The following is a 25,412-nucleotide window of genomic DNA, read 5'->3' as shown; positions in this document are numbered from 1 at the left end:
CAACGTGCTGCGGGAGCCGCATGTGGAAGCTCCCGGGAGCTGGTCCCGGGAGCGTGTCCTGCTAGTTCGAGAGCTTGATGAAGCTCGGGAACTTGATGTCGACCTTGGCGACTTCCTTGGGCCAGACCGCGCTCTGCTTGCCGCCCTGCCATTGCAGCATCAGCCCGGTGATCAGGCCCTTGCCGTATTTGATCGAGTGCGTGAACGGATCGTCCTTGCCGTAGAACTGGACGCGGCCGATCGTACCTTCCCAGTCGGTCGTCTCAAGCGCGGCGACCAGCTTGTCGGCGTCGGTCGAGCCCGCGCGCTTCACCGCGTCGGCGATGTAGTAGACCTCGTCATAGGCGGTGTAGCCGGCATACGAGGGATAATTGCCGAACTTCTTCTTGAAGGCTTCGGCGAACGGCACCGATTTGGGCGTCACCGCGACGCCCGGGCCGGAGACGCCCTGGTAGAGCACGCCTTCGGCCGCCTGATTGGTGTCCTTGCCAAAAGTCTCGTTGGTGGCCTGCGAGGCGATGCCGAACATCGGGATCGGCACCTGCTGGTTCTTCCACTGCACCGTCGGCTGCACGCCGACATGGGAGATGCCGGTGATGATCACGTCGGGCTTGGAGCCCTCGATCTTGTTGAAGATCGGCGTGAAGTCGGTGGTATCGGGCGAGAAGCGGATGTGGTCGAGCACCTTCAGCCCGATCTTGGGCAGGCATTCCTCGTAGCCGATGTCGAGCGGCTTGGTCCAGGCGGCGTCCTCGCTCATGATGACGGCGGTCTTCATGTGCATCTTGTCGACCAGCAGGTCCTTGGCGCCGTCGCAGACGGAAAGCGCCAGCGCGGCGGAGGTCAAATAGCCGTGGAAGGTGTACTTGTTCTTCTCGTAATCGGCATGCACGCTCTTGCTGATTTCGTTGGAAGCGGCACCGGGCGTGACGAACGGCGTCTTCAGCCGCGAGGCCCAGGGCTCCAGCGCCAGCACGACTTCGCTGATGTAGCTGGCGATGACCGCATTGACCTTGTCCTCGTTTACCGCGCGCTGGAACGCGCGGACCGAATCTGCCGAGGACGAGTGATTGTCGTAAGAGACGATCTCGATCTTGCGGCCCTCGACGCCGCCATTGGCGTTGATCTCGTCGGCGGCGAGCTGTGCCGCCTGAGGGATGGAGGCGCCGGCAATCGCCTGCGCTTCCGCGATCACGCCGATCTTGATGGGATCGGCCGCAAGTGCCGCGCCTGACGTCATCAACACAGCGGCCGCGGCGGTACCGAGTGCTATCCGCAACGCAACAGAGAGCGGTTTCTTCATCTTGTTCTCTCCCTTAACAGGCCTCTTGTGAGCCATTATGCCGCGACTATACCGGCGGAGACATTCTCGGCAAGTGAAACCGCGTCCAGGATTGTGAGGCACGGACTAAAGTCTAGCGCTGCGCAAATAGCGGGCAGGAAAGCTGCCGGACCCGTTTCACGCGCAGGCATGCAGATTTCGTCGGTAGGCATGCGTAGCTATCGCAGGCGCACAGCAACCCGATCGCTGAATGGCGATGCCGTCGCGTTGGCTCAGCGCGCTTGCAGCAGCGACGGATCGAGCGGCGCGAGGCGGGCCGGATCGAATGGCGAGATGTCGACGTTGCGTGTCGCACCCTCCGCGATCAGTTGCGCCATGGCCTCGCCCGTGGCGGGCGCATTCAGGATGCCCCACACATTGTGCCCGGTCGCAACGTACAGACCTTCACTTTGCGGCACCTTTCCGATCAGCGGCAGGCCATCCTGTGTCACCGGCCGGAAGCAGGCTTGCCGCGCAATGATCCTCTCGGATCGGAACAGTGGCGACAGCCGCTCGGACATGGTTTGCAGGCGCGCGATCACGTCGTGGTCCGGCGTCACGGCAGCCGGATCGAGCGGAAGCGGCGCGATGTCGGAGAAAGCGGTGATATGCGTGCTGCCGTCGGCGCGAGGAAAGACCTCGATCGACACGGCACTGCCATTCTCTTCAGACTCCAGAAACAGCGCATCGGCCGGCACATTCGTGCCGGTGTCGTACACGATGCTCGGGCTGCGCTGACCGTAGACGGCGGGCAGGCTCATCCATTGCGCGGCGAGCAGAGACCATGGTCCCATCGCGATCACGACGGCGTCCGCCTCGACGATGCGGCCATCGACCTCGACGCCCGTCGCGGTCGTGCCGTCCGCATCGCGCATGATGCCGGTCACCTGGCCCGGACGAAACTCGGCGCCTTGCGCGAGCGCCGCGTTCATCACGGCTGAGGTGAATTTCTTGGGGTGAACGATCGCAGTGGACTCCATCGTGCCGATGCGCTGCGCGATGATGACGCCGTTGCTGAGCCAGCCGAGCGCGGACGGTGCATCCCGGCGCGGATGGCCATCGGCGGCAACGAAGCCGCTATAAGCGCTCATCGGGCGATAGCCCCAATCGCCTGCGATCTCGTCCGGCAGTTGCGCATGGATCGCGAAGCTCCGTCGCGCCAGCGCATCGAGCGGCGAGCCCTCGCACCAGTCGCGTGCGAGGAAGCCGCCCGCCTTGCCTGACGCCGCGGCCGCGACGTCCGCCCGCTCCACGACGACGACGTCGATGCCGCGGCGGCGGAGAAACCAGGCGGTGCAGGCGCCGATCACGCCGCCGCCGCAGATCACAACGCGCATGAATGCTCTCTTACACAATGAAATCCTTCGCATGGAGATCCGCGGTATGGACCCCCTCCAGCGTAATCGTATCGGTCGCCGTCAGGTGGATCACCGCATTTCCTGTGCTGTCATCGCTGATCAGGCTTTTTAGCGCCGCCCAGTCTGCGAAGCCGTAATCGTGCAAATTGATCACATCGTGCTCGCGCGCCGTGCTGCCGACAGCCTTGTTGCCCTGGTCGAAATCGTTGATCACGTCCAGGCCTGAACCTTTGTTGAAGACGAATCTGTCGTCGTTCGGTCCGCCCCAGAGCTGGTCATTTCCGCGACCGCCATTCAGCATGTCCTTGCCGCCTGTGATCGAGCCGGCTGTGAACGGAGCGTAGGTCTGCGCGTCGCCATACAGCAGATCGTCGCGGCTGCTGCCGTGGAGGATATCATCTCCGCCGCGCGCATTGCCTGACATGTTCGAGGCATCTCCGACGAGCACGATGGACGTGGAGTCCGGGTTGCCGTGGACCGCCGCGATCAGGATATCGTTGCCGCCGCGGGTATCGTCGCTCATGTAGCCGGCGTCTCCGACCAGAGAAGCGCCTCCGGATTGGGCTGCGGCACCGACGGTGTAGATGAGGATATCGTTGCCGCCGTGCGCATCGCCGCTCATGGAGACGAGGGCGTCGCCCGATATCGAAGCGCCGCCGTAACTGCCGGCCTGGGTCACGCTGAGCATATCATTGCCGCCGCGCGCATGATCGCTCATAGAACTTCCGGAGTCTCCGCTAAACGTGCCAGACGATCTGTTTCCCATCGATGCAACGACGACATCATTGCCGCCCCTCGTGTCGGCCGACATGGCGGTTTCGGCGTCGCCAAAAACACCGAGGGTAGCGTAGATCGATGTCGATGCATCGACACGAAGTACATCGTTGCCGCCATGGGCGTCGCCGGACGTCGCCTGCGCATCGCCGTCCAGCAACACGTAGTCCCCAAAGCCTGTGACGGTCGCGGCGAGATCGTCGTTTCCTCCGTGAGAATGTCCTTGCAGGGTCTGGTCGTCGCCAACGAATGTCAGGACGGCGTTGCTGCCGTCGACGGTCGCGATCATGTTGTCGCTGCCGCCGCGGCCGTCGTTCGGCAGGCCCGGGTCTCCGAACTCAGTGACAAATTGCTGGTCCCCAACGCTGACGATGATGGTGTCGTTTGGCATACGGCGCATCGCGCAACTCCCGGTTCAAGTCGGACGCGAGAACGAAGAGCATCATGCCTTCGCACCGCGCTGCGGCTTTGCCGCGCGATTCAATCTTCGTTGGATTGATGGCGGAGATTTGCTCGGGGCGTAGCTTGATTGCGATCAGGGAACCGCGGGCGCCGGCGGTCCAAGCCGACGCCCGTGCTTGCGATCTCGCGCGCGGGCTCAGCCGGGCCCGGCGCCTTGGGTGGCCGTATACACCGCATAGAGCGATTGGCTCGCGGCCATGAACAGGCGATTGCGCTTGGGGCCGCCGAAGCAGATGTTGCCGCACACTTCGGGCAACCGGATGCGGCCGAGGAGCTTGCCCTCCGGCGACCACGTCGTCACGCCGCTGTAGCCGACGGCGCGGCCGGCATTGCTGGAGGCCCAGACGTTGCCGTTGACGTCGCAGCGCACGCCGTCCGGCCCGCACTTCACACCGTCGATCACGCACTCGCTGAACCGCTTCTGGTTCGACAGCTTGTTGTCGCCGCCGACGTCGAAGACGAAAATCTCATCCTTGCCGCCGGGACCGGTGTCGCCGGGTCCCTTGCCGGTTGATACGACGTAGAGCTTCTTGAAGTCCGGCGAGAAGCACAGCCCGTTCGGGTCGGGCACCTGCTCCTCCGTGACGATGAGATCGACGCGGCCGCTAGGGTCGATGCGATAGCAATTGGTCGGCAGCTCGCGCTTGCCCGGCGCGAAGCCGGCGGGCTGGCCAATCCGCGGATTGAGCTTGCCGCCGGAATTGCTCGGACCGCTCGGGGCGTCGGGCTCACCTTCGTACAGCTGGCCGCCATAGGGAGGATCGGTAAACCAGTAGCTGCCGTCAGGATGCGCGACGACATCGTTCGGCGAGTTCAGCTTCTTGCCGTTGTAGTTGTCGCAAAGCACGGTCGCGGTACCGTCATGTTCATAACGCGTCACCCGCCGGGTCAAATGTTCGCAGGAGAGTTGACGGCCCTGGAAGTCGAACGAGTTGCCGTTGGAGTTGTTGGACGGCGAGCGGAACACGCTGACGCGACCGTCGTCTTCGCTCCAGCGCATCTGCCTGTTGTTGGGAATGTCGCTCCAGAGCAAATAGCGGCCCTGTGCACTCCACGCCGGGCCTTCAGCCCACAGCAGGCCCGTATAGAGACGCTTGATCGCCGTGTTGGGCTGCGCGAGATTGTTGAAGGACGGATCGACCGCGATGACATCGGGGTCCCAGAAATAGGTGGTCGGCGCGCCGTTGGGACCGAAATCGCGTGGCGGGGTGGTGATCGTCGTCGGCGGCGCGGCAGGTCCGGTCTGGGCCAGCGCGGAGCCGGCGCCGACAAAAGTGGCGGCGCCGAGCGCAAGTCCCTGAACGAGCGTTCGTCGTGAAAGCGCAGCATCCTGGTCACGCTGCTTTTGGCGTGTCATCGAGTCCTCCCGGTCATGTTCGGCTAGCCGGTTGATCCGGCCGAGCAGGGCAAGGTTAGTCCGGTCCGATGACGGTTGCGAGGGGGAGGTACGCATCCTCAGCGAGAGCGGGGCGGCAAAAGCGCTGCAACGTCGAACATGGAAACGACAAATTCATCCGGCGTGAAAGGGTTTACCGGAACTGCGCTCGGGGCGTCGCCAAGCTGTGGAGTATGTCAAGCCTTGACCTCCTGCGCGATGCTGGCAGAACGCTATTCGGGGGCGTAAGTCGGAGTTCACTGTGGTCGCTGTCGTCGTACTGGTTTTGCTGCTCGGGATTGCATTTGCGGCCGGCTATTTCACCCGCGACTACGTCTCCCGCAAAAGGCGAGCCGAGGCGCGCCGCTGGCGTGAGTACAGCGAGCCGGATTGGCTCAGTGCCAACGCACCGGCCAACACCAACGAGATCGCGATCGCCGGCAAGGCTGCGCCGGTTGCCACCGGCGAGCTCGGTCAGATGCTGAACCGCTGGGAGAGCAGGGCTCGCGCCCGCCGTACGGCGTAGCTCGACGGTCTCGCCTGGGTCCAATCGGCCAGACACACCGGCACCGGGTCCCTCTACGCATCCGGCGGTGCGACCATGTCAGCCCTTCTGTCCATCTTTTGGCGTTGCGGTTGCGGCCATTTCTCGTCTAGAAACGACGCATCGAGCCTCCCGGCAACCAACCGTCAACGGTTTTGACCGAGGATTTGAGGGCTCAAAAGGGTCTGGCAATGCTGATTCGCGGCCAATTCGATGGGATTTCGAGGGAGGTGGCTCTGGCCGCCGCCACGATCCCGGCCGCGCTGCTGCCCACCCTCCTGATTGGCGGGCTTCTTCTTACTTGCCCCTGAGGGCCGGCTGGGCGCCATGCGCCTGGGCGCTCAGGGGTTGGTCGAGATCACCGGACACCTCAAGCGCCCAGAAGACTGACGGCGCAAAAGCTCAAAAGGAATTTTCGAAATGGCCTCCGTGAACAAGTCCGAGAAGGACCGCGTCATCATTTTCGACACCACCCTGCGCGACGGCGAGCAGTGCCCCGGCGCAACCATGACCTTCGAGGAGAAGCTCGAGGTCGCCGAGATGCTGGACGATATGGGCGTCGACGTCATCGAGGCCGGCTTCCCCATTACCTCGGAAGGCGACTTCCAGGCGGTCAGCGAGATCGCCCGCCGCTCCAAGAACGCCGTTATCGCCGGTCTGTCGCGCGCCCATCCGGCCGACATCGACCGCTGCGCAGAGGCGGTGAAATTCGCCAAGCGGGGCCGCGTCCACACCGTGATCGCGACTTCGCCGCTGCATATGCGGGTGAAGCTGAACAAGACCCCGGAGCAGGTGCTCGAGACTTCGGTTGCCATGGTCGCGCGCGCCCGCAACCAGATCGACGACGTCGAATGGTCGGCCGAAGACGGCACCCGCAGCGAGATGGATTATCTGTGCCGCATCGTCGAAGCCGTCATCAAGGCTGGCGCCACCACGGTGAACATTCCCGATACCGTCGGCTACACCACGCCCGACGAATACACCCACTTCATGAAGACGCTGATCGAGCGCGTGCCGAACTCGGACAAGGCGGTGTTCTCCGTGCACTGCCATAACGACCTCGGCATGGCGGTGGCGAACTCGCTGGCCGGCGTCGTCGGCGGCGCGCGCCAGGTCGAGTGCACCATCAACGGCATCGGCGAGCGTGCCGGCAACGCCGCGCTGGAAGAGATCGTGATGGCGATCAACGTCCGCAACGACAAATTTCCGTTCTGGAACAAGATCGACACCACGCAGCTGACCCGCGCCTCGAAAGTGGTGTCGGCGGCGACCTCGTTCCCGGTGCAGTACAACAAGGCCATCGTCGGCCGCAACGCGTTCGCGCATGAGAGCGGCATCCACCAGGACGGCGTGCTGAAGGACGCTTCCACCTACGAGATCATGCGGCCCGAGATGGTCGGCCTGAAGCAGTCCTCGCTGGTGCTGGGCAAGCATTCCGGCCGCCATGCCTTCGTGCACAAACTGGAGGAGATGGGCTACAAGCTCGGTCCCAACCAGCTGGAAGACGCGTTCACACGGATGAAGGCCTTGGCCGACCGCAAGAAGGACATCTACGACGAGGACATCGAGGCGCTGGTCGATGAGGAAATGGCCGCTTCGCACGATCGCATCAAGCTGACCTCGCTGACCGTGATCGCCGGCACCCATGGCCCGCAGCGCGCGACCATGAAGCTCGACGTCGACGGCCAGATCAAGATCGAGGAGGCCGAGGGCAACGGTCCGGTTGACGCGGTGTTCAACTGCATCAAGCGTCTGGTGCCGCACGAAGCCAAGCTCGAGCTGTACCAGGTCCACGCAGTGACCCAAGGCACCGACGCGCAGGCCGAAGTCTCGGTGCGGCTGTCGCATGAGGGACGTGCGATGACCGCGCGCGCGGCGGATCCGGATACGCTGGTGGCCTCGGCAAAGGCCTATCTCGGCGCACTGAACAAGATCGTCATGAAACGCCAGCGCGACACCGTGACGACCGCGGCGGCAAGCTGACGAACGAAGTTCGTCATTCCGGGGCTCGCGAAGCGAGATCCCGGAATCTCGAGATTCCGGGTTAGGTCCTAACGGACCTCCCCGGAATGACTCTGCATGTGGCGGCGAATAGCTGCCCTGCTAAGGGCCAATAGCGGCTCCGCCTTCCAGCCGCTATTGATGCAACCGGTATAGGATCGGCCGCCCGCGCGCCGGGTGGCCCAAACAACAACAGGGAGAGATTATGCGCACCTTCGCGATCGCTGCGTCCATGGCGGTCCTGGCACTTGGCTTGACCGGGCCGGCGTCGGCCCAAGCGCCTATCATCATCAAGTTCAGCCACGTGGTGGCCACCGACACGCCGAAGGGCAAGGCGTCGGAGAAATTCAAGGAGCTCGCCGAGAAGTATACCGGCGGCAAGGTCAAGGTTGAGATCTACCCGAACTCGACGCTCTACAAGGACAAGGAAGAGCTCGAGGCGCTCCAACTCGGCAGCGTGCAGATGCTGGCGCCGTCCAACTCCAAGTTCGGCCCGCTCGGCATCCGCGAGTTCGAGGTATTCGATCTGCCCTACATCCTCCCCGATCTGAAGACGCTGCGGAAGGTGACGGAAGGTCCGCTCGGTGCCAGGTTGCTCAAGCTGCTCGAACCGAAGGGTATCACCGGCCTTGCCTATTGGGACAACGGCTTCAAGGAGATGAGCGCCAACAAGAAGCTGGTGACGCCGGCCGACTATCAGGGCGTCAAGTTCCGCATCCAGTCCTCGCGCGTGCTCCAGGCCCAGTTCAAGGCGCTCGGCTCGCTGCCGCAGGTGATGGCGTTCGGCGAAGTCTACCAGGCGCTCCAGACCGGCGTCGTCGACGGGCAGGAGAACACCTGGTCGAACATCTATACCCAGAAGATGCATGAGGTGCAGAAGTACATCACCGAGAGCAATCACGGCTACATCGGCTACGTCGTGATCGTGAACAAGAAGTTCTGGGACGATTTGCCGGCCGACATCCGCGACCAGCTGACGAAGGCGATGAAGGAAGCGACCGACTTCAACAATACGCAGTCGCAGAAGGAGAACGAGGACGCGCTCGCCGAGATCAGGAAGAGCGGCAAGAGCGAGATCATCAAGCTCACGCCGGAGCAGGATGAGGCGATGCGCAAGGCCATGGAGCCGGTCTACAAGGACGCCGCAAGCCGTATCGGGCAACCGTTGATCGACGAATTCCAGAAGGAAGCGAAGAGCACGACGAACTGATTTGAACGGATGATGAATGGGGGCTTCCGTGCCGGGCGCGGAAGCCCCTTTTTGTTGCGAATGATTACCGATTGCGACTGAATGAAAGTTCAGGAGCGTTACATCTTCGACAGAACGCGCTTCCTGTCCAAGTTGTAAGTTGCACGTAAGCCGCGCTGCGCCCATCCTCGTGGCATCCTTCCAGAGGAGAGTTCGCATGAGGAAGTTCACCATCGCCGCCATCGCCGTGCTCAGCATCGCCGGCTCGGGCGCGGTCTATGCCCATTATCATCGCCCGTGGATGCACGAGCACATGCGCCACATCCGCATGAACCCGGAAGACCGCGCCGCCATGGTCGACGCGCGGATCGCCGCGGTCCATGCCGGGCTGAAGCTCAACGCCGACCAGGAAAAGCTGTGGCCGCCGGTCGAGGCCGCCGTGCGCGACTTCGCCAAGCTGCGCATCGATCGCGCCAATGCGCGGATGAATGCTGGTCCCGGCGATGCCGGCAAGGACGCGAATAAGGACGCCAACAAGGATGCCGACAGGCCGGAGGATCCGGTCGCCCGCCTGCGCCAGCGCGCCGAGGACATGGGGGCGACGTCGGCGGCCCTGAAGAAGATCGCCGATGCCGCCGATCCGCTCTACAAGACCCTGGACGAGGGCCAGAAGCGGCGCCTCGCCGTGCTGACCCGCCACCGCGGCCCGTTCGGCGGTGGCGAAGACGGCCCGCGCGGCCACTTCATGGAGCGTGGCATGGACCGCATGATGGAGCGCGGTATGGACCACTTCCACCGTGACCGTTTCGACCGCGACGGCGGCTCGGACGGGGACCGCGAGGGCCGGCTCTGAGCCTGCAAGGGTGGCCCCGCTCAACCCTGGCGAAGCCGCTGGAATCCAGCGGCTTTTCGCTTTTTTGGGGGATGTGGGCACGCCCTTGGCATACCCTTGTCATAGCCTTGGAAAACTTACGTGCCATCGCTTGCCAGACCCGGATCGCTTTGCTAAACGACCGGCCTCGCAAGGCTTTAACCGCCTTTCGGGCGCATAGCTCAGTTGGTAGAGCAGCTGACTCTTAATCAGCGGGTCCCAGGTTCGAGCCCTGGTGCGCCCACCAAGCAATAAGCCTTCTTCTTCAAGAACTAACGAGAAGGGTCGCTGAGAACAAAACGAGTTTCGTGCAACGTTTTGTTGTCGGAGATTTTACGGTCGGATTGCTGCGCGACTTTCCTTTGTTTCTGTACTTTCACCCTTTCGATATGGCGCGCAGATCGGATGGTACAGGTCGATTACGTGCTCGTCGTAGAATTGGATATCAGAGCGAGCAAAACGGACGATCTGCTTTGCCCGTCGTGTCCCGATGGCTTCGCCAAGCCAGAGAATTTCTCCAAAGCGTCGCGGCCCCGTGCGCATTCGCTTGTTCGCCGGGGCAGGGTGATCGGGGGCGACGTCAAGGCGCTGCCGGGTGGGGTCGCCGCGGTCGATGTCGACGCGGCCGCAGGGCCGACCGGGATCATTACCCGCGAAGAGCTCCAGCGCGAGTCCGATCGCGCCGCCGGCATCGTCCGCGAGGCCGGGCTACGCCCTGATGGTGCCTTGGGCGCGCGGCGGCGGACATGGTCGAAACTGAAACAGGTATTCTGCCGGCTAGCCGATCATTGAAGGCCAGCACTTGGTTGCGAAGCGATCATGTCGCCTCCGGCTTTGATGATGGCGGAGGCAACCTCTTCGGCTTGACCAAACTGAGCCGGTTTTCCCACCGAGAAGAGAGCCACCTCTGTATGGTTTTCTATTCGGGGTTTGGTCAAGGGATTGGCTTTTTCTCCTCTCGCGGTAGGGAAGGCGCCAATCACCCCCGAACGGCATACCGCGGTGACGAGGTCGACGCCCGATACCCTGAGCATCGGAGCCGCCGCCAAAGACAGGCGCAACCGCGTTGCGATCCTCGGTTCGTGACGGTCATGTTAACTCGAGTCGCAAGTGGAGGAACGGTTCCGGTGCGCTCAAGGAGCAACTCTCACAACCACCTTGCCCCATGTTTGGCGGCCGGCGAGTGCCTTGAATGCATCTTGGAAGTCCTCGATATCGAAAATCTTGCCGACCGCCGGCTTCAATCGTCCTTCGCTCAGCAAGCGAAGCAAGTCTGTCAGGATGCGCCGGTACACCTCCGGCTCGCGCCGCGGGACCTGCGCCATATCGACGCCGAGGAGCGCGCCGCCCTTGAGAAGCGGAAGGTTGAACGGGAGAGCGGGAATGTTGCCCGCGGCAAAGCCGATCACGAGGTGCCGCCCTTTCCAGGCAATTGAGCGAAATGCTTCGAGCGAGATCGCCCCGCCAACGGGATCGACGATGACGTCGCAGCCACGGTTCTCGGTCAGATCCTTGAGCTCCTCGCGCCAATTCGGGCGTGTGTAGTCGATCGCTGCATCTGCTCCAAGGCCGAGGGCAAATTCACGTTTCTCTTCGGTCGACGCTGCAGCAATGACGCGGGCACCGATTAGCTTGCCCATCTGTATCGCGGCCGTTCCGACTCCTCCAGCTGCGCCCAGGACGAGCATCTGTTCGCCGGATTTCAGCTTCGCACGTTCTGTCAGCGTATAGTGGGCCGTGAGATAATTGGCGCGAAAAGAGGCGCCTGCCTCCGCGGAAACACCATCGGGGAGAATGCATACCGCCTCGGCTGGAACAGTAACGTACTCCGCGAGTGCGCCCGAGCGGACCATGCCCATCACCTGGATGCCCGGGGTATAGCCAGTTACCCCGTCGCCCACAGCCTCGACCTCGCCCGCGAATTCTGTTCCGGGAATGAATGGCAGCGGGTCCTTCGTCTGGTAGAGGCCCTGCACTTTAAGGCCGTCGACGAAGCCGATTCCCACCGCCCGCACTCTCACGCGCAACGAACCCGGCACGAGTGCAGGCATGGGAGCCTGCCTCAATTCAACTTCATCTATCGACGAATAATTCTCAACGACGACTGCCTTCATTGAATTCCCCGCCACATGCCGGCATTGCAGCCAATTCCCTCATTCGGCCTGACCGTCGATGAATCAGCTTTCGGCGGATTGCATTGACGCGCGAATGCGTTTTCGTTCGGTAAGAACTGTCTCGAGCTCACTTCAGTTCGTCCCGGCGCTTCCGACTTCGCCGTCGATCACCTCTCCCAGAGGCTGCCATCTCTGACCGTCGAAGCGAATGAGCTGCATCTGTTCGACCGGAAAATAGTCTTTGGCAGACGTATTGATCTTGATGCCTGGCAAGAGCATCGGAACATCCAGGTCTTTCAAGTTCGCCGCCTGCCGCATGATGTTGTCGCGCGTGAGGTCGTCGCCGCATCGCTTGAGGACCTCGAGCAAGGTGTGGGCAACCGCGTAGCTATAGACAATGACGCGATCTGCCTTGTCGCCATCGGGAAGATACCTGTCCATGAACGCATTCCAATCTCTTGTGGCCGCATCGTTGCTCCAGGCGGAATCGCCGGGGTCCTTCAAATAGGCATTCGAGATGATCCCTTTGGCGTTCTCCAGACCGGCAGGACGGAGCACACTCGCAACCGACGTGGAGACGCCTGCGAGGAAGACGACCGGCTTCCAGTCGAGTTCTGCGAGCTTGCGGATGGCCTGAGCGCTTGCTTTCGGCGTGGTCCAGGACACGAAAATGTCCGCGCCGGAGTTTCTCAGCCGCGCGATGTGAGGGTCGATCGTCGGTTCGGACAATTCAAACGAGGATTCGGCGACGATCATCGAGGCCTTTTCGCCCAGCCCATCACGCAAGCCCTTCACCTGATCTCGCCCGCCGTCGTCATTTTGCCAGAGAATGCCGATCTTCGCGTTGGGATGGTTCTGCAGGATGTATTTCGCGTACGCGCGCCCTTCGCTCTGGAAGTTCGGCTGCCACCCCATGGTCCAGGGAAAATGTCCCGGATCGCCCCAGCGCGTCGCATTGCTTGCGATAAAGAGCTGCGGCACCTTCCGCGCATTCAGGAACTTCTGGATCGCCGCGTTGGAAGCCGTTCCAACCGACTGGTAGATCATGAGTACCTCGTCACTCTCGACCAGCTTTCTCGCCTGCTCCACGGCCTTCGGCGGGCTGAACGCATCATCGTAGCTGATGAACGTGATCTTGCGCCCGTTGATGCCACCTTCATCGTTCACCTTTCGAAAAAACGCCGCGGCGGTGCGACCGATGATGCCGTAGGCCGACGCTGGCCCGCTATAGGGAGCGATATTTCCGATTTTGATCTCGTTGTCTGTGACGCCGGGATCGTATTTCTTTTCGGTTGCATTGGCCGGCAGAGCCGCAAAGCTTACTGCCAAGGCAACGGCGACGACTTGGGGCAGGTGTCTTGGTAGCACGGTTGATCCACCTATCGACATACGCCAGCAGCTCAGGCTGCTGCTGTGCTGGAAAAAGGTTAGGGCCGGGGAGGCCCGTTGGTACGTCAATCAGCGCACGACGCCGGAGTCTTTCAGGCGAGCAATGTCCTCGTCGGAATATCCAAGCTCCTCCAGGATCTGCCCACTATGCTGGCCCAATTCCGGAGCGGGTTTCGGTGGCCTCTTCGTTACGCCGCTTATTCGGAACGGGCTGTCCACGATTGCGCCATGTCCCGGCATCCATTCGGCTTCAACAAGCGCGCCGGCATGATACATCTGGTCGTCGCCGACCAGATCTCCGGCTTTTGTCACGATCGCTGCGGTCAGATCGGCCCCCTGAAATACGTGGTGCCAGTCGGACGAGACACGGGTCGCAAACAGCTCGTCGAGAATCGCCACGAGCTCGGCCGCATTGGTGCGCCGTGTTGCAAGCGCCGAGAAGCGCGAATCCTCGATCAATGCGGAGCGGCCGATTGCCTTGCAGAACCGAGGCCAGTCGCGTTCCTCCTGCACCAGGCTGATCATGAACCAGCGGTCGTCAGCGCACCGGTAAAAGCACGTCAAAGCGTTCCGGGTCGCCTTCCGCGGCAGGCGGTATTGTATCTCGCCGCCGCACAGGACCGCCTGGATCGATGCCGCATTCGACCAGGCTCCGTTGGCAAGCAGCGAAGTCGTGACGCAGCTTCCCAGGCCCGTGCGCTCCCGGTGAAGAAGCGCCGTGACGATCCCTGCGTAGAGAGTGACGGCAGTCGGCTGATCGCCCATTCCCATAGTAGGTGATGCGGGAGGACTCTCGCTGTCGGATCGCACGTTATCGGCCAATCCCGATCGAGCCCAATAGGCGTGGGCGTCGAATCCCGGTCTTTCAGCCTCGGGGCCTGTCTCGCCGTAGCCGGTGAGAGCCGCATAGACCAGACGCGGATTGATCTGCGAAAGCTGCTCATAGCTGATCCCGAGCCGGGAGCGGGAAGCCGGGGACTGGTTGGTAATGAAAACATCGGCGGAACGTACGAGCTGCCGCAGGATGGTTCGACCAGTCTCGTTCTTGAGGTCTACCCCAAGCGTGCGCTTGCTGCGCGCGGCAATGGTCCACGCGTAATTGTGGTCGGCCTTTGGCAGGTTGGGGAGTCGACCGAGAGCGCGCTGCGGATCTCCGGCGCCGACCGGCTCGATCTTGACGACGTCCGCGCCGAAGTCCGCAAGGATCACGGCCGCCGCCGGCCCTGCGACAAAGGTGGCGCTGTCAATGACTTTCAGACCCTGGAACACGCCGGCCACGAGATCCTCCCTGCCGCCAAGCAGACTTGTTGCCGGCTGTACAAGACTAGCCAGATCGTCCGATTTCCATCCATCTATCACGATTGACGCAAAGGTTCAACCATTCATAAAATAACCCGTGGAGAGCTGAATGCCGAACAACGCCGTCAATTCGATTTCCGCGATGCACCGGCGCTTCACGTCGCCGGACGAATGGCACTCCGCTATCGAGCCGCACTTCGCGGGAAGCCGCTACACGAGGCGGGCGCATTCGTTCTCTGTGTGGGGACGACTTGAGCGACTGGGCGATGCACTGCTGGTCGACAACTATGTCGCCGCATCTGGACTGGGCCCCGCCAACGACACGTACGGATTTTCGATCGATCCGACCGAGACGGGAAGCTGCTTTATTTTGCTGCAGCGATTCGGAAGCGCATTCGTGAAGCAGTCTGATCGTGCGACGGAACTCCGGGCCGGCGAATGGGCCATCTTTGACGCTTCCGTGCCGACTTCATTTCTGATTCCGGACGGGAGTCGAACGATCGGGGCGACCGTTAGTCATCGATATTGCGAACATTGGCCGCGCTCTCAGCTTGGCGGAACCCGCCTGGCGAGGTCGGCTGAGAGCCGGGTTGCACTCTCAATGATTTCCGAGGCACTGGGATCTGCCGAATGGCCGAATTTGCGCATTCAGGCTTCGATGGAAGTTCTGTTTATGGATGCGGTGGAGGCAAGTCTACCTGCGAGCGCCGCCAAACGGAGCGCCTTCATCCCGAACGCTGGGAAAATCGACCAGGTGAGACAGGCCATTGAGGTTCAGTTGAGTAATCCCGATCTGGGCCCCGACGCCATCGGCCGATCTGTCGGCCTGTCCCGCCGCTCGCTGTACCGGCTGGTCCGCCGGATCAATCAGACGCCTATGGGGTTGGTCCAAGAGCTACGTCTCGCGCGAGCTGCGCGATTGTTGCGAGACCGCGCGGAGGAGCCTCAGAGCATCACCGACGTGTCGTACCTCGTCGGCTTCGTCGACCCCGCGCATTTCAGCCGGGCGTTCCGGGCACGGTACGGTCAATCGCCCAGGCAATGGTCGTCGTCCCGCACCGACGGGCAGGCTCCTGCGAGATAAACTTGGCACCCTGCGTCAAGTGCTTGGCGCTGTGAGGCAGGTTTGAGTTTCGTGCCGATGTTAGGGTGTCGCAAAATAATCAAACATCTGGAGGAGACGATGGTCGGACGGATCGATGATCAGGTCGTAGACCCTGTCACGTACGGAACGCCCGGCAAGTACGACGAAATCTTCGCCGAACTGCGGCGAAGCGATCCCGTTCGCTGGACCGAACCTGTAGGCTATCGGCCGTTCTGGACCATCGCAAAGCACAGCGACATCGTCGAAATCGAGCGGCAGAACGACAAATTCATCAACGATCCGCGTAGTAGCCTCGTGCCGATCCAGGAGGAAGAAAGACGAGTCCGCGCGGGGAACGCGAAATTAGTCAGGACGCTCATCACCATGGACGAGCCCGACCATCGTGCTTACCGCGGCATCACACAGGCGTGGTTCATGCCGGTAAACCTGCGCAAGATCGAGGAGGAGATCAAGGATCTCGCCGCAGAGTTTGTCGCTGTGATGGACGAGCGCGGTGGCCGGTGCGATTTCGTCAACGACGTCGCGCTTTGGTACCCGCTGCGGATCATCATGACGATCCTCGGCGTTTCGCGCGAAGACGACGCCAAGATGCTCAAGCTCACGCAGGCGCTGCTCGCCTCGTCGGACAAGGATTTGTCGGGAGGAAGCAACAATTTCCAAGGCCGCCAAGTCGCGGCTCAGGAGTTTTTTGCTTACTTCGGCGCTATTGCGGAGGACCGTCGCAGAAACCCGAAGGACGATCTCGCCTCGGTAATCGCCAATGCGTCGGTCGGCGGCAATCCGGCCGGAGTCTTCGAGAGACTCTCGTACTACCTGGTGATTGCGACCGCGGGCCATGACACGACAAGTTCGGCGATGGCCGGTGGATTGCATGCGTTGATCGAGCATCCGGCGGAGTTCCGTCGGTTGCGCGAGTCGCCGGAGCTGCTGAATTCCGCAGTCGAAGAGATGTTGCGCTGGACCTCGCCGGTGAAGCACTTCTTCCGCACGGCGACTCAGGACTATCAGCTTCGGGGCAAGCAGATCCGTGCCGGCGATTCGCTCATGATGTGCTTTCCATCCGGTAATCGCGACGAGGAGGTTTTCGTCGATCCTTTCACGTTCCGGGTCGATCGGACGCCCAACCGCCATATCGCTTTCGGGCACGGCGCGCACCAGTGCCTTGGCCTGAACCTTGCGCGGATGGAGATGAAAGCGCTGTTCACGGAAATTGTTGCTCGGGTGGACTCGATCGAACTGGCGGGGGAGCCCGCGTGGATTGAGGCCAATCTGGTCAGTGGCCCGAAGCGGTTGCCCATCACGTACCGTATGAAGAGCTGCCCGGCGCAGTGATCACGCCATCGCGTGCCGGATGGTCGGGGTGCCGTGCGTTGTCGCGGGGCGCCCCGACATCATCTTTCAGGCCGACTTCGGGAATCAGAAATGAGTGAAGCGATTATCTTCGATGCGATCCGCACGCCGCGAGGCAAGGGAAGGACGGACGGCGCGCTGTACGAAGTGGGGCCGGTTCAACTCCTGGCCGGGCTGATGCAAGAGCTGGAGCGGCGGACTGAAATCGACACCGCGCTGATCAACGATGTTCTGATCGGCTGCGTGCAGCCGTATGGCGAGCAGGGTGGCGTGATCGCCAAGACCGCCGCGCTCGCCGCCGGATGGGATTGGGCGGGGCCGGGCCTTCAGCTCAACCGCTATTGCGGCTCGGGCCTCGATGCCGTGAATCTCGCAGCGCAGAAGATCCGTTCCGGGTGGGACGATCTGATCGTCGCCGGCGGCGTCGAGTCGATGTCGCGCATGGGCATCGGCGCGGCGCCGAGTGTGCGTGATCATCAGCCGCGGCTGTCGTTCGAGCTAAAGATGATTCCGCAAGGCGTGAGCGCGGACTTGCTGGCCACGCTCGATGGTCGTGCGCGCGAGGATATCGATGGCTACGCGCTGCGCTCGCAACGCCTGGCGGCCCAGGCGCGCGACGAAGGGCGCTTCGATCGATCTCTCGTGCCGGTGCGCGACATCAATGGCGTCGTCCTGCTTGCGGCGGACGAGGCAATCAGGGCAGATGCGACGATGGAAGGCCTGGCGAAGCTCAAGCCGTCCTTTGCCGAGATGGGCGAGTTCGGCGGTTTCGATGCCATCGCAATGTCAAAATATCCTCAGGTCGAGGAGATCAGGCACGTTCATACGGCCGGAAATTCCTCGGGCATCGTCGACGGCGCTGCGCTCATGCTGATCGGAAGCCCTGACAAGGGGCGCGAACTCGGACTGAAGCCACGCGCGCGGATCATCGCGACGGCCGCGCTCGGCGTCGAACCGACGATCATGCTCACCGGGCCTGCGCCGGTCGCGGAAGCGGCGCTCCGCAAGGCGGGCTTGAGCTTCGAAGACATCGATCTCTACGAGGTGAACGAAGCGTTCGCCAGCGTTGTGTTGCGCTTCCTGGATGAAACGAAGGTGCCGCTGGCGAAAGTCAACGTCAACGGCGGCGCCATCGCGCTCGGGCATCCCTTGGGCGCAAGCGGATGCGTGTTGCTTGGGACGTTGCTCGACGAGTTAGAGCGGCGCGAGCTGAAGCGGGGCGTTGTCACATTGTGCGCTGCTGACGGCATGGGCGTCGCAACTGTCATTGAACGTGTTTGATCGGGGATTCGGAATGACCGCCATCGATTATGCAAGGGATGATCAGGGCGTCGTGACGCTGACCATGGACATGCCGGGGCAGGCCGTCAACACCATGACCCAGGCGTTTCGTGACGCTTACCGCGGGGCGGTGGAGCGGATCGAGCAGGAACGCGAGAAGATAGTCGGTGTGATCCTCACCTCGGGTAAGCCGACGTTCTTTGCCGGCGGAGATCTCAAGGGGCTTCTCGCCGCCGAGGACGCAGCGGCGCTCTTTGCCCGTGCCGAAGCCACCAAGGCGCCGATGCGCCGGCTGGAGAAGTTGGGCAAGCCCGTGGTCGCGGCCATCAATGGCGGGGCGCTCGGCGGCGGTTTCGAGCTCGGCCTCGCCTGTCATGCGCGCTTCGCTATCAATGACGGAGGCCTTCAGCTCGGTCTTCCAGAGACCACTCTCGGTCTCATTCCGGGGGCCGGAGGTATCGTGCGCCTGGTCCGCATGCTGGGGCTCGAAGCTGCGATGCCTCTCGTCCTCGACGGCGCAGTCTTCGGTGCGGAACGCGCTCTTGAACTGAAATTGCTGAGTGGGCTCGCCCAGGATAAGGAAGAGTTGCTCGCGAAGGCGCGCAGCTGGATCTTGGACAACCCCGAGGCCGGCCAGCCGTGGGATCGCAAAGGCTTTCGCATTCCAGGATCGACGCCCAATGCCGCGGCGCCTCTGGCTTGGCTGCGAACCGCGCCCACGTTGCTGATGAAGAAACACCGCCTGCGTTACCCAGCCCTGGAAGCCGCGATGTCCGCGGCGGTCGAAGGGGCCGCCGTCGATTTTGACACGGCATGTCGGATCGAGAGCCGTTACCTCGCGAAGGTCGCGGTTGGTGGCGTGGCCAAGAACATGATCGGGACGTTCTTCTTCCAGATGAACGACATCAAGGCCCGGAAGGGCCGGCCGGAAGGCGTTCCCGACGCCAGCTTCGGGCGAATCGGGGTGTTGGGTGCCGGACTGATGGGTCGTGGCATTGCCCAGGTCGCCGCGCAGCGGGGCATCTCCGTCGTTTTGAAGGACGTAAGCCGGGAGCAGGCCGAAAAAGCCAAATCGCAGATCGAGAGCGGGCTTCAGAAACAGGTCGAGAAAGGCCGGTTGTCCGTGGATCGCATGAGCGCTGCGCTTGCCTTGATCAAGCCGACCGAGAACCCGAGCGATCTGACGGGATCGGAACTGATCATCGAGGCGGTGTTCGAAGATCGTGACCTCAAGCGCAGCGTAACTCAGGAGGCCGAGCCATATTTGGCGGACGGGGGCATCTTCGCTTCCAACACGTCGACGCTTCCGATCACGGGGCTCGCGCAAGCCTCGGCCAAGCCGGCGAGCTACATTGGATTGCATTTCTTCTCTCCCGTCGATCGGATGCCGCTCGTCGAGATCATCAAGGGAGCGATGACGTCGGCAGAGACTTTGGCCCGGGCTTACGACTTCGTGCGGCAGATCAACAAGACGCCGATCGTGGTGAACGACAGCCGCGGCTTCTTCACGAGCCGCGTGTTCGGAACCTTCACGCGCGAGGCAGGCGCGATGCTGGCGGAGGGCGTCGATCCTGCAGCAATCGAACACGCGGCGATCTGGGCCGGAATGCCCGTAGGCCCTCTCGCCGTCATGGATGAAACCTCTCTTGCGCTGGCTTGGAGCGTTCGCCTCCAGACCATCGCTGACCTCCAGGCCGGGGGTAAGCCGGCGCCTGCCCATCCTCACTGGGCCGTTGTAGACAGGATGGTCAACGTGTTGAAGCGGCCCGGTCGAGGCGGTGGCGGCGGCTTCTATGAATATCCCACCGGTGGAAAAAAACGAATCTGGCCCGGCTTGCGCGACCACTTTCCGCCGAGTTCGGCACAAATTCCTATCGAGGAGTTGTCCGACCGTTTTCTCTTTGTCCAAGCCATCGAAGCCGTACGCTGTCTCGAGGAAAAAATCATCGAATCTTCCCGAGACGCAAACATCGGTGCGGTGCTGGGCATCGGTTATCCGCGCTGGACCGGCGGGCCTCTTCAGTACATCGACATGATTGGAGCCAGGGCTTTCGCTCTACGGGCCTCCGAGCTCGCTACGAAATACGGCGACCGCTTTCTTGCCCCGCGCATGCTGGTGCAGATGGCCGACGGTGACCGCCGATTCTGCGCCTGACGAGGGCATGCCGGAAGCGGAGAGCCTCGCGTCGTACTGATTGTGGGTGGCCCGCCCGAAGCCAGGAAATTTGCGGATTGCGCTCGACGCCTCCCTTACCTCTTGTCCGGCGGAGGCCGACAAAAGGCCGCGCCGAATGTTCGGTCGAATGGGCTTGCGGGGTCCATCGCCATCATGTATCAATGGTACAACCAATAAAATGGGAGGCAGCTGCTCATGGCAAGACGCGTCGCGGCCGCGGGACTCGGCTTGTTCCTGTGGAGCGGTCTGGCGGTTGGAGAGCCGCTGAAGATCGGTGTCTTGACCGACATGTCCGGAGTCATCGCCGATACGGTCGGTCGCGGCTCGGTCGTTGCCGCTGAACTGGCGGTCAGCGACGCCGGTAGCACCGTCCTTGGCCGACCGATCGAGATCGTCTCGGCCGACCACCAACTGAAGCCGGACGTTGGCCTGACCATCGCCCGACGCTGGTTCGACGAGGAGCATGTTGAAGCCATTGCCGACATACCCGTGTCCACCATTGCGCTCGGAATCCAAAATCTCGCCCATACAAAGGGGAAGATCGCCCTGATCTCCGGGGCCGGGACCCTCGATCTCTACGGCAAGTCGTGCTCGCCGACGGGCTTTGTGTGGACGTTCGACACCAGTGTGCTTCCGCGCGCGCCCGTCCTGAGCGCAGCGGAATCCGGCGTGAAGAAGTGGTTCGTGGTTGGCCCCGACTATTCCTTCGGACACCAAATGGAGCGGGCGGTCGCGGAGGTCGTGAAGGAGACCGGTGGACAACTGGTCGGCACGCGGCGCGTGGCCATCGGGACGTCGGATTATGCCTCGCTGCTTCTGGCCGCCCAGGAAGCGCGGCCGGACGCGATTGCCTCGTCCTTTGCCGGCCACGACGGGGTGCTTCTCATCGAGAACGCCGTCGAATTCGGCCTCCTGCAGAAGGGAATGCGCATCGCGAGCCTCATGTTGTTCGAGTCCGACGTGCACAGCCTGGGGCTGGATCGTATGAAGGGCATCTATACGACGGCAGCATTCTACTGGGATACGGATGACAACACGCGCAGTTTCGCAAGTCGGTTCAGGGAGAAGATGGGGCGACCGCCTTCCGCTCTGCAGGCGGGAGTCTATAGCTCGATCACGCACTATCTGAAGGCCGTCAAGGCGGCGGGCTCGACATCCGGACCTGAGGTCGCAAAGAAGATGCACGAGCTGCCGATTTCAGATCTCACGACACCTTTGGCCAAGATCCGAGCAGATGGCCGCGTGATGCGCGACATGTTCCTGCTCCAGGTCAAGTCGCCGGAGGAATCAAAAGCCCCGTGGGACTATTTCAAGATCGTCCGACGTATGAAAGCCGAAGAGTTGATGTCGGAGGCGCCAAATCCGGACTGTAAACTTGCAACGCAGTAGTGGGTCGTTTTGCAGAATGATCACCAGACAAGCGGCCGAACAGTCGTGCGCTTCACCAGAAGCCGCTCTCACGCCCCACGCAGAACATTGTTAGAGGAATGATGACTTCGCCACTGATTTTTCTCGATGGAACAGCGCGCGCGCGCGAAGAGGTGCTCACGAACGCGGCTCGCGCAGCCAGCGGCCTGCATGCTTCCGGAGTCTGCGAGGGGGATACTGTTGCGGTTCTGCTGCGCAACGACTTCGCCTTCGTCGAGGCGACACAGGCCGCCTCCCTGATCGGCGCCTATTGCGTGCCGATCAATTGGCACGGTCGGGCGCAGGAAATCGCTTACGTCCTCAAGGACGCGAAGCCCAAAGTCCTGGTGGCTCATGCCGATCTGCTCGCGGCAGTTCGCGACGAGCTCAAGGAGGTCTTGGACGGGATTCTCGTGCTGAGCGTACCGACGCCGCCCGAACTCGTTCGGCAGTTCGGCGTTCCGCAAGGTGCCGAGAAGCCGAGTGTATCGGACCGCAGCTGGCCGGTTTGGCTGGCGGAATTCCAGCCCTGGAGCAGCGCCCCGCCGCGCAGCCGCGCTACGCTGATCTACACGTCGGGCACGACGGGACACCCGAAGGGCGTGAAGCGCGAACCTGCGACGGCCGAGCAGGCCAAAGCGTATGGGGAACTGATGCGGGCGGTCTACGGCATGGCACCCGGCGTGCGCGTGTTGATCGGCGGTCCGCTCTATCATGCGTCTCCGAACGCCTGTTTGCGTCAGGCCATCGCACAGGCCGATTTCATCGCGTTCCAATCCAAATTCGAGCCGGAAGAAACGCTGGCGCTCATCGAGCGGCAAAGGATCACGCATGCGGTCATGGTTCCCACCATGTTTGTCCGTCTGATGCGTCTGCCGGAGGAGACCCGCCGCCGATACGATGTGAGCTCGCTGCGATGGGTGATCCACACGGGCGCGCCCTGCGCGCCGGAGATCAAGCAGGCGCTGATGGATTGGTGGGGGCCGGTCATTTACGAGACCTACGGCGGGACGGAGGTTGGAGCCGTCATGCTGAGCACGCCGGAAGATTGGCTGGCTCACCCCGGCAGCGTCGGGCGGCTCACGCCGGGTGCCCGGATTGCGCTCTACGGCGACGACGGCAAGCCGGTTGCGCCGGGCGAGGTGGGCGAGATCTACGTTCGTCAGGACTCGCTGGCGGATTTCGTCTACCTCAACGACGCCGCCAAGCGAAAATCGGTCGAGCGGGACGGGCTGATCAGCGTTGGCGATGTCGGCTATCTCAAGAACGACCGGCTATATCTGTGCGATCGGCGGTCGGACATGGTGATCTCGGCCGGGGTCAACATCTATCCTGCCGAGATTGAATCGGCTCTGATTCAATGTCCCGGCGTCCGCGACTGCGCCGTGTTCGGCATACCCGACGATGAGTTCGGCGAGTCGCTGGCTGCCGCAATCGAACTCGAACCTGGCCATGAACTCACGACGGAGCAGGTGCGGGCCTATCTCGCCGAACGTATCGCCAAATACAAGGTGCCGCGGCGGATCGATTTCCATGCAGCGCTTCCGCGCGAGGAAAGCGGGAAGATATTCAAGCGCCGGCTCAAGGATCCTTTCTGGAGCGATACGGGCAGGCGCATCTAGTTAGATCGTCAGGCTCTCTGCGGAGGCTGTGGAGGATTTTTCTCTGCGACATCTGACCTCGGCCTCCCTATCGCGGCAATCCAAGTCCGCGTTGGGCGATCAAGCTGCGCTGGATTTCATTGGTGCCGATGCTGATGACCCACATCAGCGAATGTCGGAGATTTTGTTCGATGCGCCCGTGCAGCACGGCGCCAGGGTCGCCCTCGCTGACCAAGGCCTCCAGCCCGAGCAGATCGAGTGCGGTCTCGCCGAAGCGCTCCATCAACTCGCCGGAATAGACCTTGCTAACGGCCGCTTCGTCGGGCGGCGTCTCGCCCTTGTCGACCAGCTCGGCGCAATGGACCATCATGCGCCGTCCTGCCTCGATTTCAGCCGCGAGCGTACCAACCCTGGCGCGCACGACAGGATCGTGCCGCATCAGCTTACCGTGGCGTTCGGCGATACGGATGTGCCCGCACAGCAGTTCGAACATGCCGGCAACCTTGAGCACGATCCCGCCGCCGATGAAGCCGCGTTCGGTTGCCAACGCCCCGGTCAGCACCTTCCAGCCTTCACCTTCGGCGCCAATGCGGTTTTCTGCCGGCACGCGCACGTCGTCATAGAAGATGTTGGCGAAGGTGCCGCCATACATCGTTTCGGAAGGGCGGATCGTGATGCCGGGCGTCGTCATCGGAACGATGAACATGGTGATGCCTGCATGAGGCGGTGTCGCATTCGGATCGGTGCGGGTCGCGAGCAGCATGTACTCGCCCCAATAGGTCGTGGTCCAGATCTTCTGCCCATTGATCACATAATGGTCGCCGTCGCGAACCGCGCGGGTCTTCAGCGACGCGAGGTCGGAGCCGGCTTGTGGTTCGCTGTAGCCCATGCCGTAGATGGCTTCCCCTCGCAGGATTTCCGGAAGATAGCGGCGCTGCTGCTCTGGCGTGCCGTAGACCTGGAGCATCGCGGCCTGCACGGGCGCACCGACACGCGGCGCGCCGGCGCGCTCCATCTCCTCCATGAAGGCAAGCTGTTCGAAGGCGCCTCGCTCCTGACCGCCGAACCGTTTCGGCCAGTTGAGGCCAATCCAGCCGGTCTGGCCCAGCGCCCGAGCAAATTCGCGGTCATACTCCCGCTCATGGAAGGAGAGCTGCTCGTGCCGCGCGCGACGCTCGCCTGACCAATACCCGTCGAGCCAGGCGCGAACCTCGTTGCGGAAGGCATTTCCGGACGCCCCCAGATCGTATTCGGGAAACGCACCGCTGCCGTGATCGAGAAAATGGCTCGCGAGTTGCTCGACCGGCGGGCGCTGGCCGCCATGACGAAGCATGCCGACATGGACCTGCCTGAAGTGCCGCGGAGCGTCATGCTCCTCGCTGTAGCCGATCGCGCCGAAGGCGTGCTGGGTCTCAAGCGATACCTGGCGAAGAGAACCGGCAGCGGTGGCCAGGGCTGCGGCTGCGAACCAGCGCCATTGCCCGGCTTCCAGATCATATTGAGCGGCGGCATTCGCAATCGTCAGCTGTACCGCGCGCAAAGCGATGTGGCAGTTCGCGAGCTTGTGCTGGATGGCCTGGAAACGTCCGATAGGTTGTCCGAATTGCCGACGTTCGCCGGCATAGGCAACGGCCTGCTCGAACGCGCGCCGGGCTGCGCCGAACGCCCGCGCGCTCTCACCCAGGGCCGCGACCGTGAGAAGGTCCCGGACCTCGGCATCCGTGAACGGCACCAGGACGATCGGAACCGCATCGACGCGAACCCGCCACCTGCCCGCCTTTCCCATCACCGGGGT

At 62.5% G+C, this 25,412-nt stretch carries 20 protein-coding genes, 1 tRNA gene and 1 pseudogene; 12 read left to right on the top strand and 10 right to left on the bottom strand.

Annotated features, from left to right (window positions below):
* Window positions 1-61 precede the first annotated feature (61 nt).
* The 4 genes from ABIB90_RS19930 to ABIB90_RS19915 form a co-directional block, all read right to left on the bottom strand.
* The gene (locus ABIB90_RS19930) at window positions 62-1,303 is read right to left on the bottom strand and encodes an ABC transporter substrate-binding protein (protein WP_354201253.1); all 1,242 of its coding nucleotides are present in this window, start codon (window positions 1,301-1,303) and stop codon (window positions 62-64) included.
* A 251-nt stretch (window positions 1,304-1,554) separates the two neighbouring features.
* On the bottom strand, window positions 1,555-2,658 hold the full coding sequence (locus ABIB90_RS19925; RefSeq protein WP_354201252.1) for an NAD(P)/FAD-dependent oxidoreductase: 1,104 nt from the start codon (window positions 2,656-2,658) through the stop codon (window positions 1,555-1,557).
* Window positions 2,659-2,668: 10 nt separating this feature from the next.
* On the bottom strand, window positions 2,669-3,853 hold the full coding sequence (locus ABIB90_RS19920; protein ID WP_354201251.1) for a calcium-binding protein: 1,185 nt from the start codon (window positions 3,851-3,853) through the stop codon (window positions 2,669-2,671).
* 198 nt (window positions 3,854-4,051) lie between these two features.
* Complete coding sequence (locus ABIB90_RS19915; RefSeq protein ID WP_354201250.1) at window positions 4,052-5,272, bottom strand: SMP-30/gluconolactonase/LRE family protein; 1,221 nt, start codon at window positions 5,270-5,272, stop codon at window positions 4,052-4,054.
* 280 nt (window positions 5,273-5,552) lie between these two features.
* Here ABIB90_RS19915 and ABIB90_RS19910 point away from each other — a divergent pair, with 280 nt between their 5' ends.
* From ABIB90_RS19910 to ABIB90_RS19885, 6 genes are all read left to right on the top strand, one after another.
* A complete protein-coding gene (locus ABIB90_RS19910) occupies window positions 5,553-5,816 on the top strand; it encodes a hypothetical protein (RefSeq protein WP_247288140.1) in 264 nt (87 codons plus the stop codon).
* A 438-nt stretch (window positions 5,817-6,254) separates the two neighbouring features.
* Complete coding sequence (locus ABIB90_RS19905; protein WP_354170107.1) at window positions 6,255-7,817, top strand: 2-isopropylmalate synthase; 1,563 nt, start codon at window positions 6,255-6,257, stop codon at window positions 7,815-7,817.
* A 223-nt stretch (window positions 7,818-8,040) separates the two neighbouring features.
* A complete protein-coding gene (locus ABIB90_RS19900) occupies window positions 8,041-9,045 on the top strand; it encodes a TRAP transporter substrate-binding protein (RefSeq protein ID WP_354201249.1) in 1,005 nt (334 codons plus the stop codon).
* Between the two features lie 196 nt (window positions 9,046-9,241).
* Entirely contained in the window at window positions 9,242-9,877 is a 636-nt protein-coding gene (locus tag ABIB90_RS19895; RefSeq protein WP_354170111.1) for a Spy/CpxP family protein refolding chaperone, read from the top strand.
* 189 nt (window positions 9,878-10,066) lie between these two features.
* A tRNA-Lys gene (locus tag ABIB90_RS19890) sits at window positions 10,067-10,142 on the top strand.
* A gap of 317 nt (window positions 10,143-10,459) precedes the next feature.
* A complete protein-coding gene (locus ABIB90_RS19885; protein WP_354170113.1) occupies window positions 10,460-10,687 on the top strand; it encodes a hypothetical protein in 228 nt (75 codons plus the stop codon).
* Here the strand turns inward: ABIB90_RS19885 and ABIB90_RS41640 are convergent.
* From ABIB90_RS41640 to ABIB90_RS19865, 4 genes are all read right to left on the bottom strand, one after another.
* Window positions 10,681-10,929: a hypothetical protein gene (locus tag ABIB90_RS41640; RefSeq protein WP_502918242.1), complete on the bottom strand. Its 249-nt coding sequence runs from the start codon at window positions 10,927-10,929 to the stop codon at window positions 10,681-10,683. The two genes, ABIB90_RS19885 and ABIB90_RS41640, sit on opposite strands and share 7 nt — an antisense overlap.
* Before the next feature lie 99 nt (window positions 10,930-11,028).
* Entirely contained in the window at window positions 11,029-12,009 is a 981-nt protein-coding gene (locus ABIB90_RS19875; RefSeq protein WP_354170115.1) for an NADPH:quinone oxidoreductase family protein, read from the bottom strand.
* A 132-nt stretch (window positions 12,010-12,141) separates the two neighbouring features.
* On the bottom strand, window positions 12,142-13,398 hold the full coding sequence (locus ABIB90_RS19870; protein WP_354170236.1) for an ABC transporter substrate-binding protein: 1,257 nt from the start codon (window positions 13,396-13,398) through the stop codon (window positions 12,142-12,144).
* 69 nt (window positions 13,399-13,467) lie between these two features.
* On the bottom strand, window positions 13,468-14,676 hold the full coding sequence (locus ABIB90_RS19865; protein WP_354170119.1) for a CaiB/BaiF CoA transferase family protein: 1,209 nt from the start codon (window positions 14,674-14,676) through the stop codon (window positions 13,468-13,470).
* Between the two features lie 130 nt (window positions 14,677-14,806).
* On the opposite strand from ABIB90_RS19865, the gene ABIB90_RS19860 reads away from it, so the two are divergent.
* The 6 genes from ABIB90_RS19860 (at window position 14,807) to ABIB90_RS19835 (ending at window position 23,638) form a co-directional block, all read left to right on the top strand.
* Window positions 14,807-15,781 (top strand): helix-turn-helix domain-containing protein, encoded by a 975-nt coding sequence (locus tag ABIB90_RS19860; protein ID WP_354170121.1) that lies wholly within the window; start codon window positions 14,807-14,809, stop codon window positions 15,779-15,781.
* Window positions 15,782-15,880: 99 nt separating this feature from the next.
* Window positions 15,881-17,134: a cytochrome P450 gene (locus tag ABIB90_RS19855; RefSeq protein ID WP_354170123.1), complete on the top strand. Its 1,254-nt coding sequence runs from the start codon at window positions 15,881-15,883 to the stop codon at window positions 17,132-17,134.
* A 90-nt stretch (window positions 17,135-17,224) separates the two neighbouring features.
* Window positions 17,225-18,433, top strand: coding sequence for an acetyl-CoA C-acetyltransferase (locus ABIB90_RS19850; protein WP_354170125.1), 1,209 nt, complete (start codon window positions 17,225-17,227; stop codon window positions 18,431-18,433).
* 52 nt (window positions 18,434-18,485) lie between these two features.
* Window positions 18,486-20,588 (top strand): 3-hydroxyacyl-CoA dehydrogenase NAD-binding domain-containing protein, encoded by a 2,103-nt coding sequence (locus tag ABIB90_RS19845; protein WP_354201248.1) that lies wholly within the window; start codon window positions 18,486-18,488, stop codon window positions 20,586-20,588.
* Window positions 20,589-20,837: 249 nt separating this feature from the next.
* A complete protein-coding gene (locus ABIB90_RS19840; RefSeq protein ID WP_354201247.1) occupies window positions 20,838-21,998 on the top strand; it encodes an ABC transporter substrate-binding protein in 1,161 nt (386 codons plus the stop codon).
* A 101-nt stretch (window positions 21,999-22,099) separates the two neighbouring features.
* Window positions 22,100-23,638 carry an acyl-CoA synthetase gene (locus ABIB90_RS19835; RefSeq protein ID WP_354170131.1) on the top strand — a complete coding sequence of 513 codons (1,539 nt, stop codon included), beginning with the start codon at window positions 22,100-22,102 and terminating at the stop codon, window positions 23,636-23,638.
* A 67-nt stretch (window positions 23,639-23,705) separates the two neighbouring features.
* Here the strand turns inward: ABIB90_RS19835 and ABIB90_RS19830 are convergent, their stop codons facing one another.
* Together ABIB90_RS19830 and ABIB90_RS19825 are read right to left on the bottom strand one after the other, a co-directional pair.
* Window positions 23,706-24,950 (bottom strand): acyl-CoA dehydrogenase family protein, encoded by a 1,245-nt coding sequence (locus tag ABIB90_RS19830; protein WP_354170238.1) that lies wholly within the window; start codon window positions 24,948-24,950, stop codon window positions 23,706-23,708.
* Window positions 24,951-25,010: 60 nt separating this feature from the next.
* A pseudogene (locus ABIB90_RS19825) lies at window positions 25,011-25,403 on the bottom strand (acyl-CoA dehydrogenase family protein); the annotation flags it as partial.
* Window positions 25,404-25,412 lie beyond the last annotated feature (9 nt).

The organism is Bradyrhizobium sp. JR4.1, from assembly GCF_040548605.1.
GTDB classification, from domain to species: Bacteria; Pseudomonadota; Alphaproteobacteria; order Rhizobiales; family Xanthobacteraceae; genus Bradyrhizobium; species Bradyrhizobium canariense.
Note: the sequence above shows the minus strand (reverse complement) of the source record. Positions and strands in the feature narration are given on the sequence as shown.

Coding starts and splice junctions, on each gene's coding strand:
- ABIB90_RS19930 (WP_354201253.1), bottom strand. CDS start 1,303: ATGAAGAAACCGCTCTCTGTTGCGTTGCGGATAGCACTCGGTACCGCC.
- ABIB90_RS19925 (WP_354201252.1), bottom strand. CDS start 2,658: ATGCGCGTTGTGATCTGCGGCGGCGGCGTGATCGGCGCCTGCACCGCC.
- ABIB90_RS19920 (WP_354201251.1), bottom strand. CDS start 3,853: ATGCGCCGTATGCCAAACGACACCATCATCGTCAGCGTTGGGGACCAG.
- ABIB90_RS19915 (WP_354201250.1), bottom strand. CDS start 5,272: ATGACACGCCAAAAGCAGCGTGACCAGGATGCTGCGCTTTCACGACGA.
- ABIB90_RS19905 (WP_354170107.1), top strand. CDS start 6,255: ATGGCCTCCGTGAACAAGTCCGAGAAGGACCGCGTCATCATTTTCGAC.
- ABIB90_RS19900 (WP_354201249.1), top strand. CDS start 8,041: ATGCGCACCTTCGCGATCGCTGCGTCCATGGCGGTCCTGGCACTTGGC.
- ABIB90_RS19895 (WP_354170111.1), top strand. CDS start 9,242: ATGAGGAAGTTCACCATCGCCGCCATCGCCGTGCTCAGCATCGCCGGC.
- ABIB90_RS41640 (WP_502918242.1), bottom strand. CDS start 10,929: ATGCTCAGGGTATCGGGCGTCGACCTCGTCACCGCGGTATGCCGTTCG.
- ABIB90_RS19875 (WP_354170115.1), bottom strand. CDS start 12,009: ATGAAGGCAGTCGTCGTTGAGAATTATTCGTCGATAGATGAAGTTGAA.
- ABIB90_RS19870 (WP_354170236.1), bottom strand. CDS start 13,398: ATGTCGATAGGTGGATCAACCGTGCTACCAAGACACCTGCCCCAAGTC.
- ABIB90_RS19860 (WP_354170121.1), top strand. CDS start 14,807: ATGCCGAACAACGCCGTCAATTCGATTTCCGCGATGCACCGGCGCTTC.
- ABIB90_RS19855 (WP_354170123.1), top strand. CDS start 15,881: ATGGTCGGACGGATCGATGATCAGGTCGTAGACCCTGTCACGTACGGA.
- ABIB90_RS19850 (WP_354170125.1), top strand. CDS start 17,225: ATGAGTGAAGCGATTATCTTCGATGCGATCCGCACGCCGCGAGGCAAG.
- ABIB90_RS19835 (WP_354170131.1), top strand. CDS start 22,100: ATGACTTCGCCACTGATTTTTCTCGATGGAACAGCGCGCGCGCGCGAA.
- ABIB90_RS19830 (WP_354170238.1), bottom strand. CDS start 24,950: ATGCTTCGTCATGGCGGCCAGCGCCCGCCGGTCGAGCAACTCGCGAGC.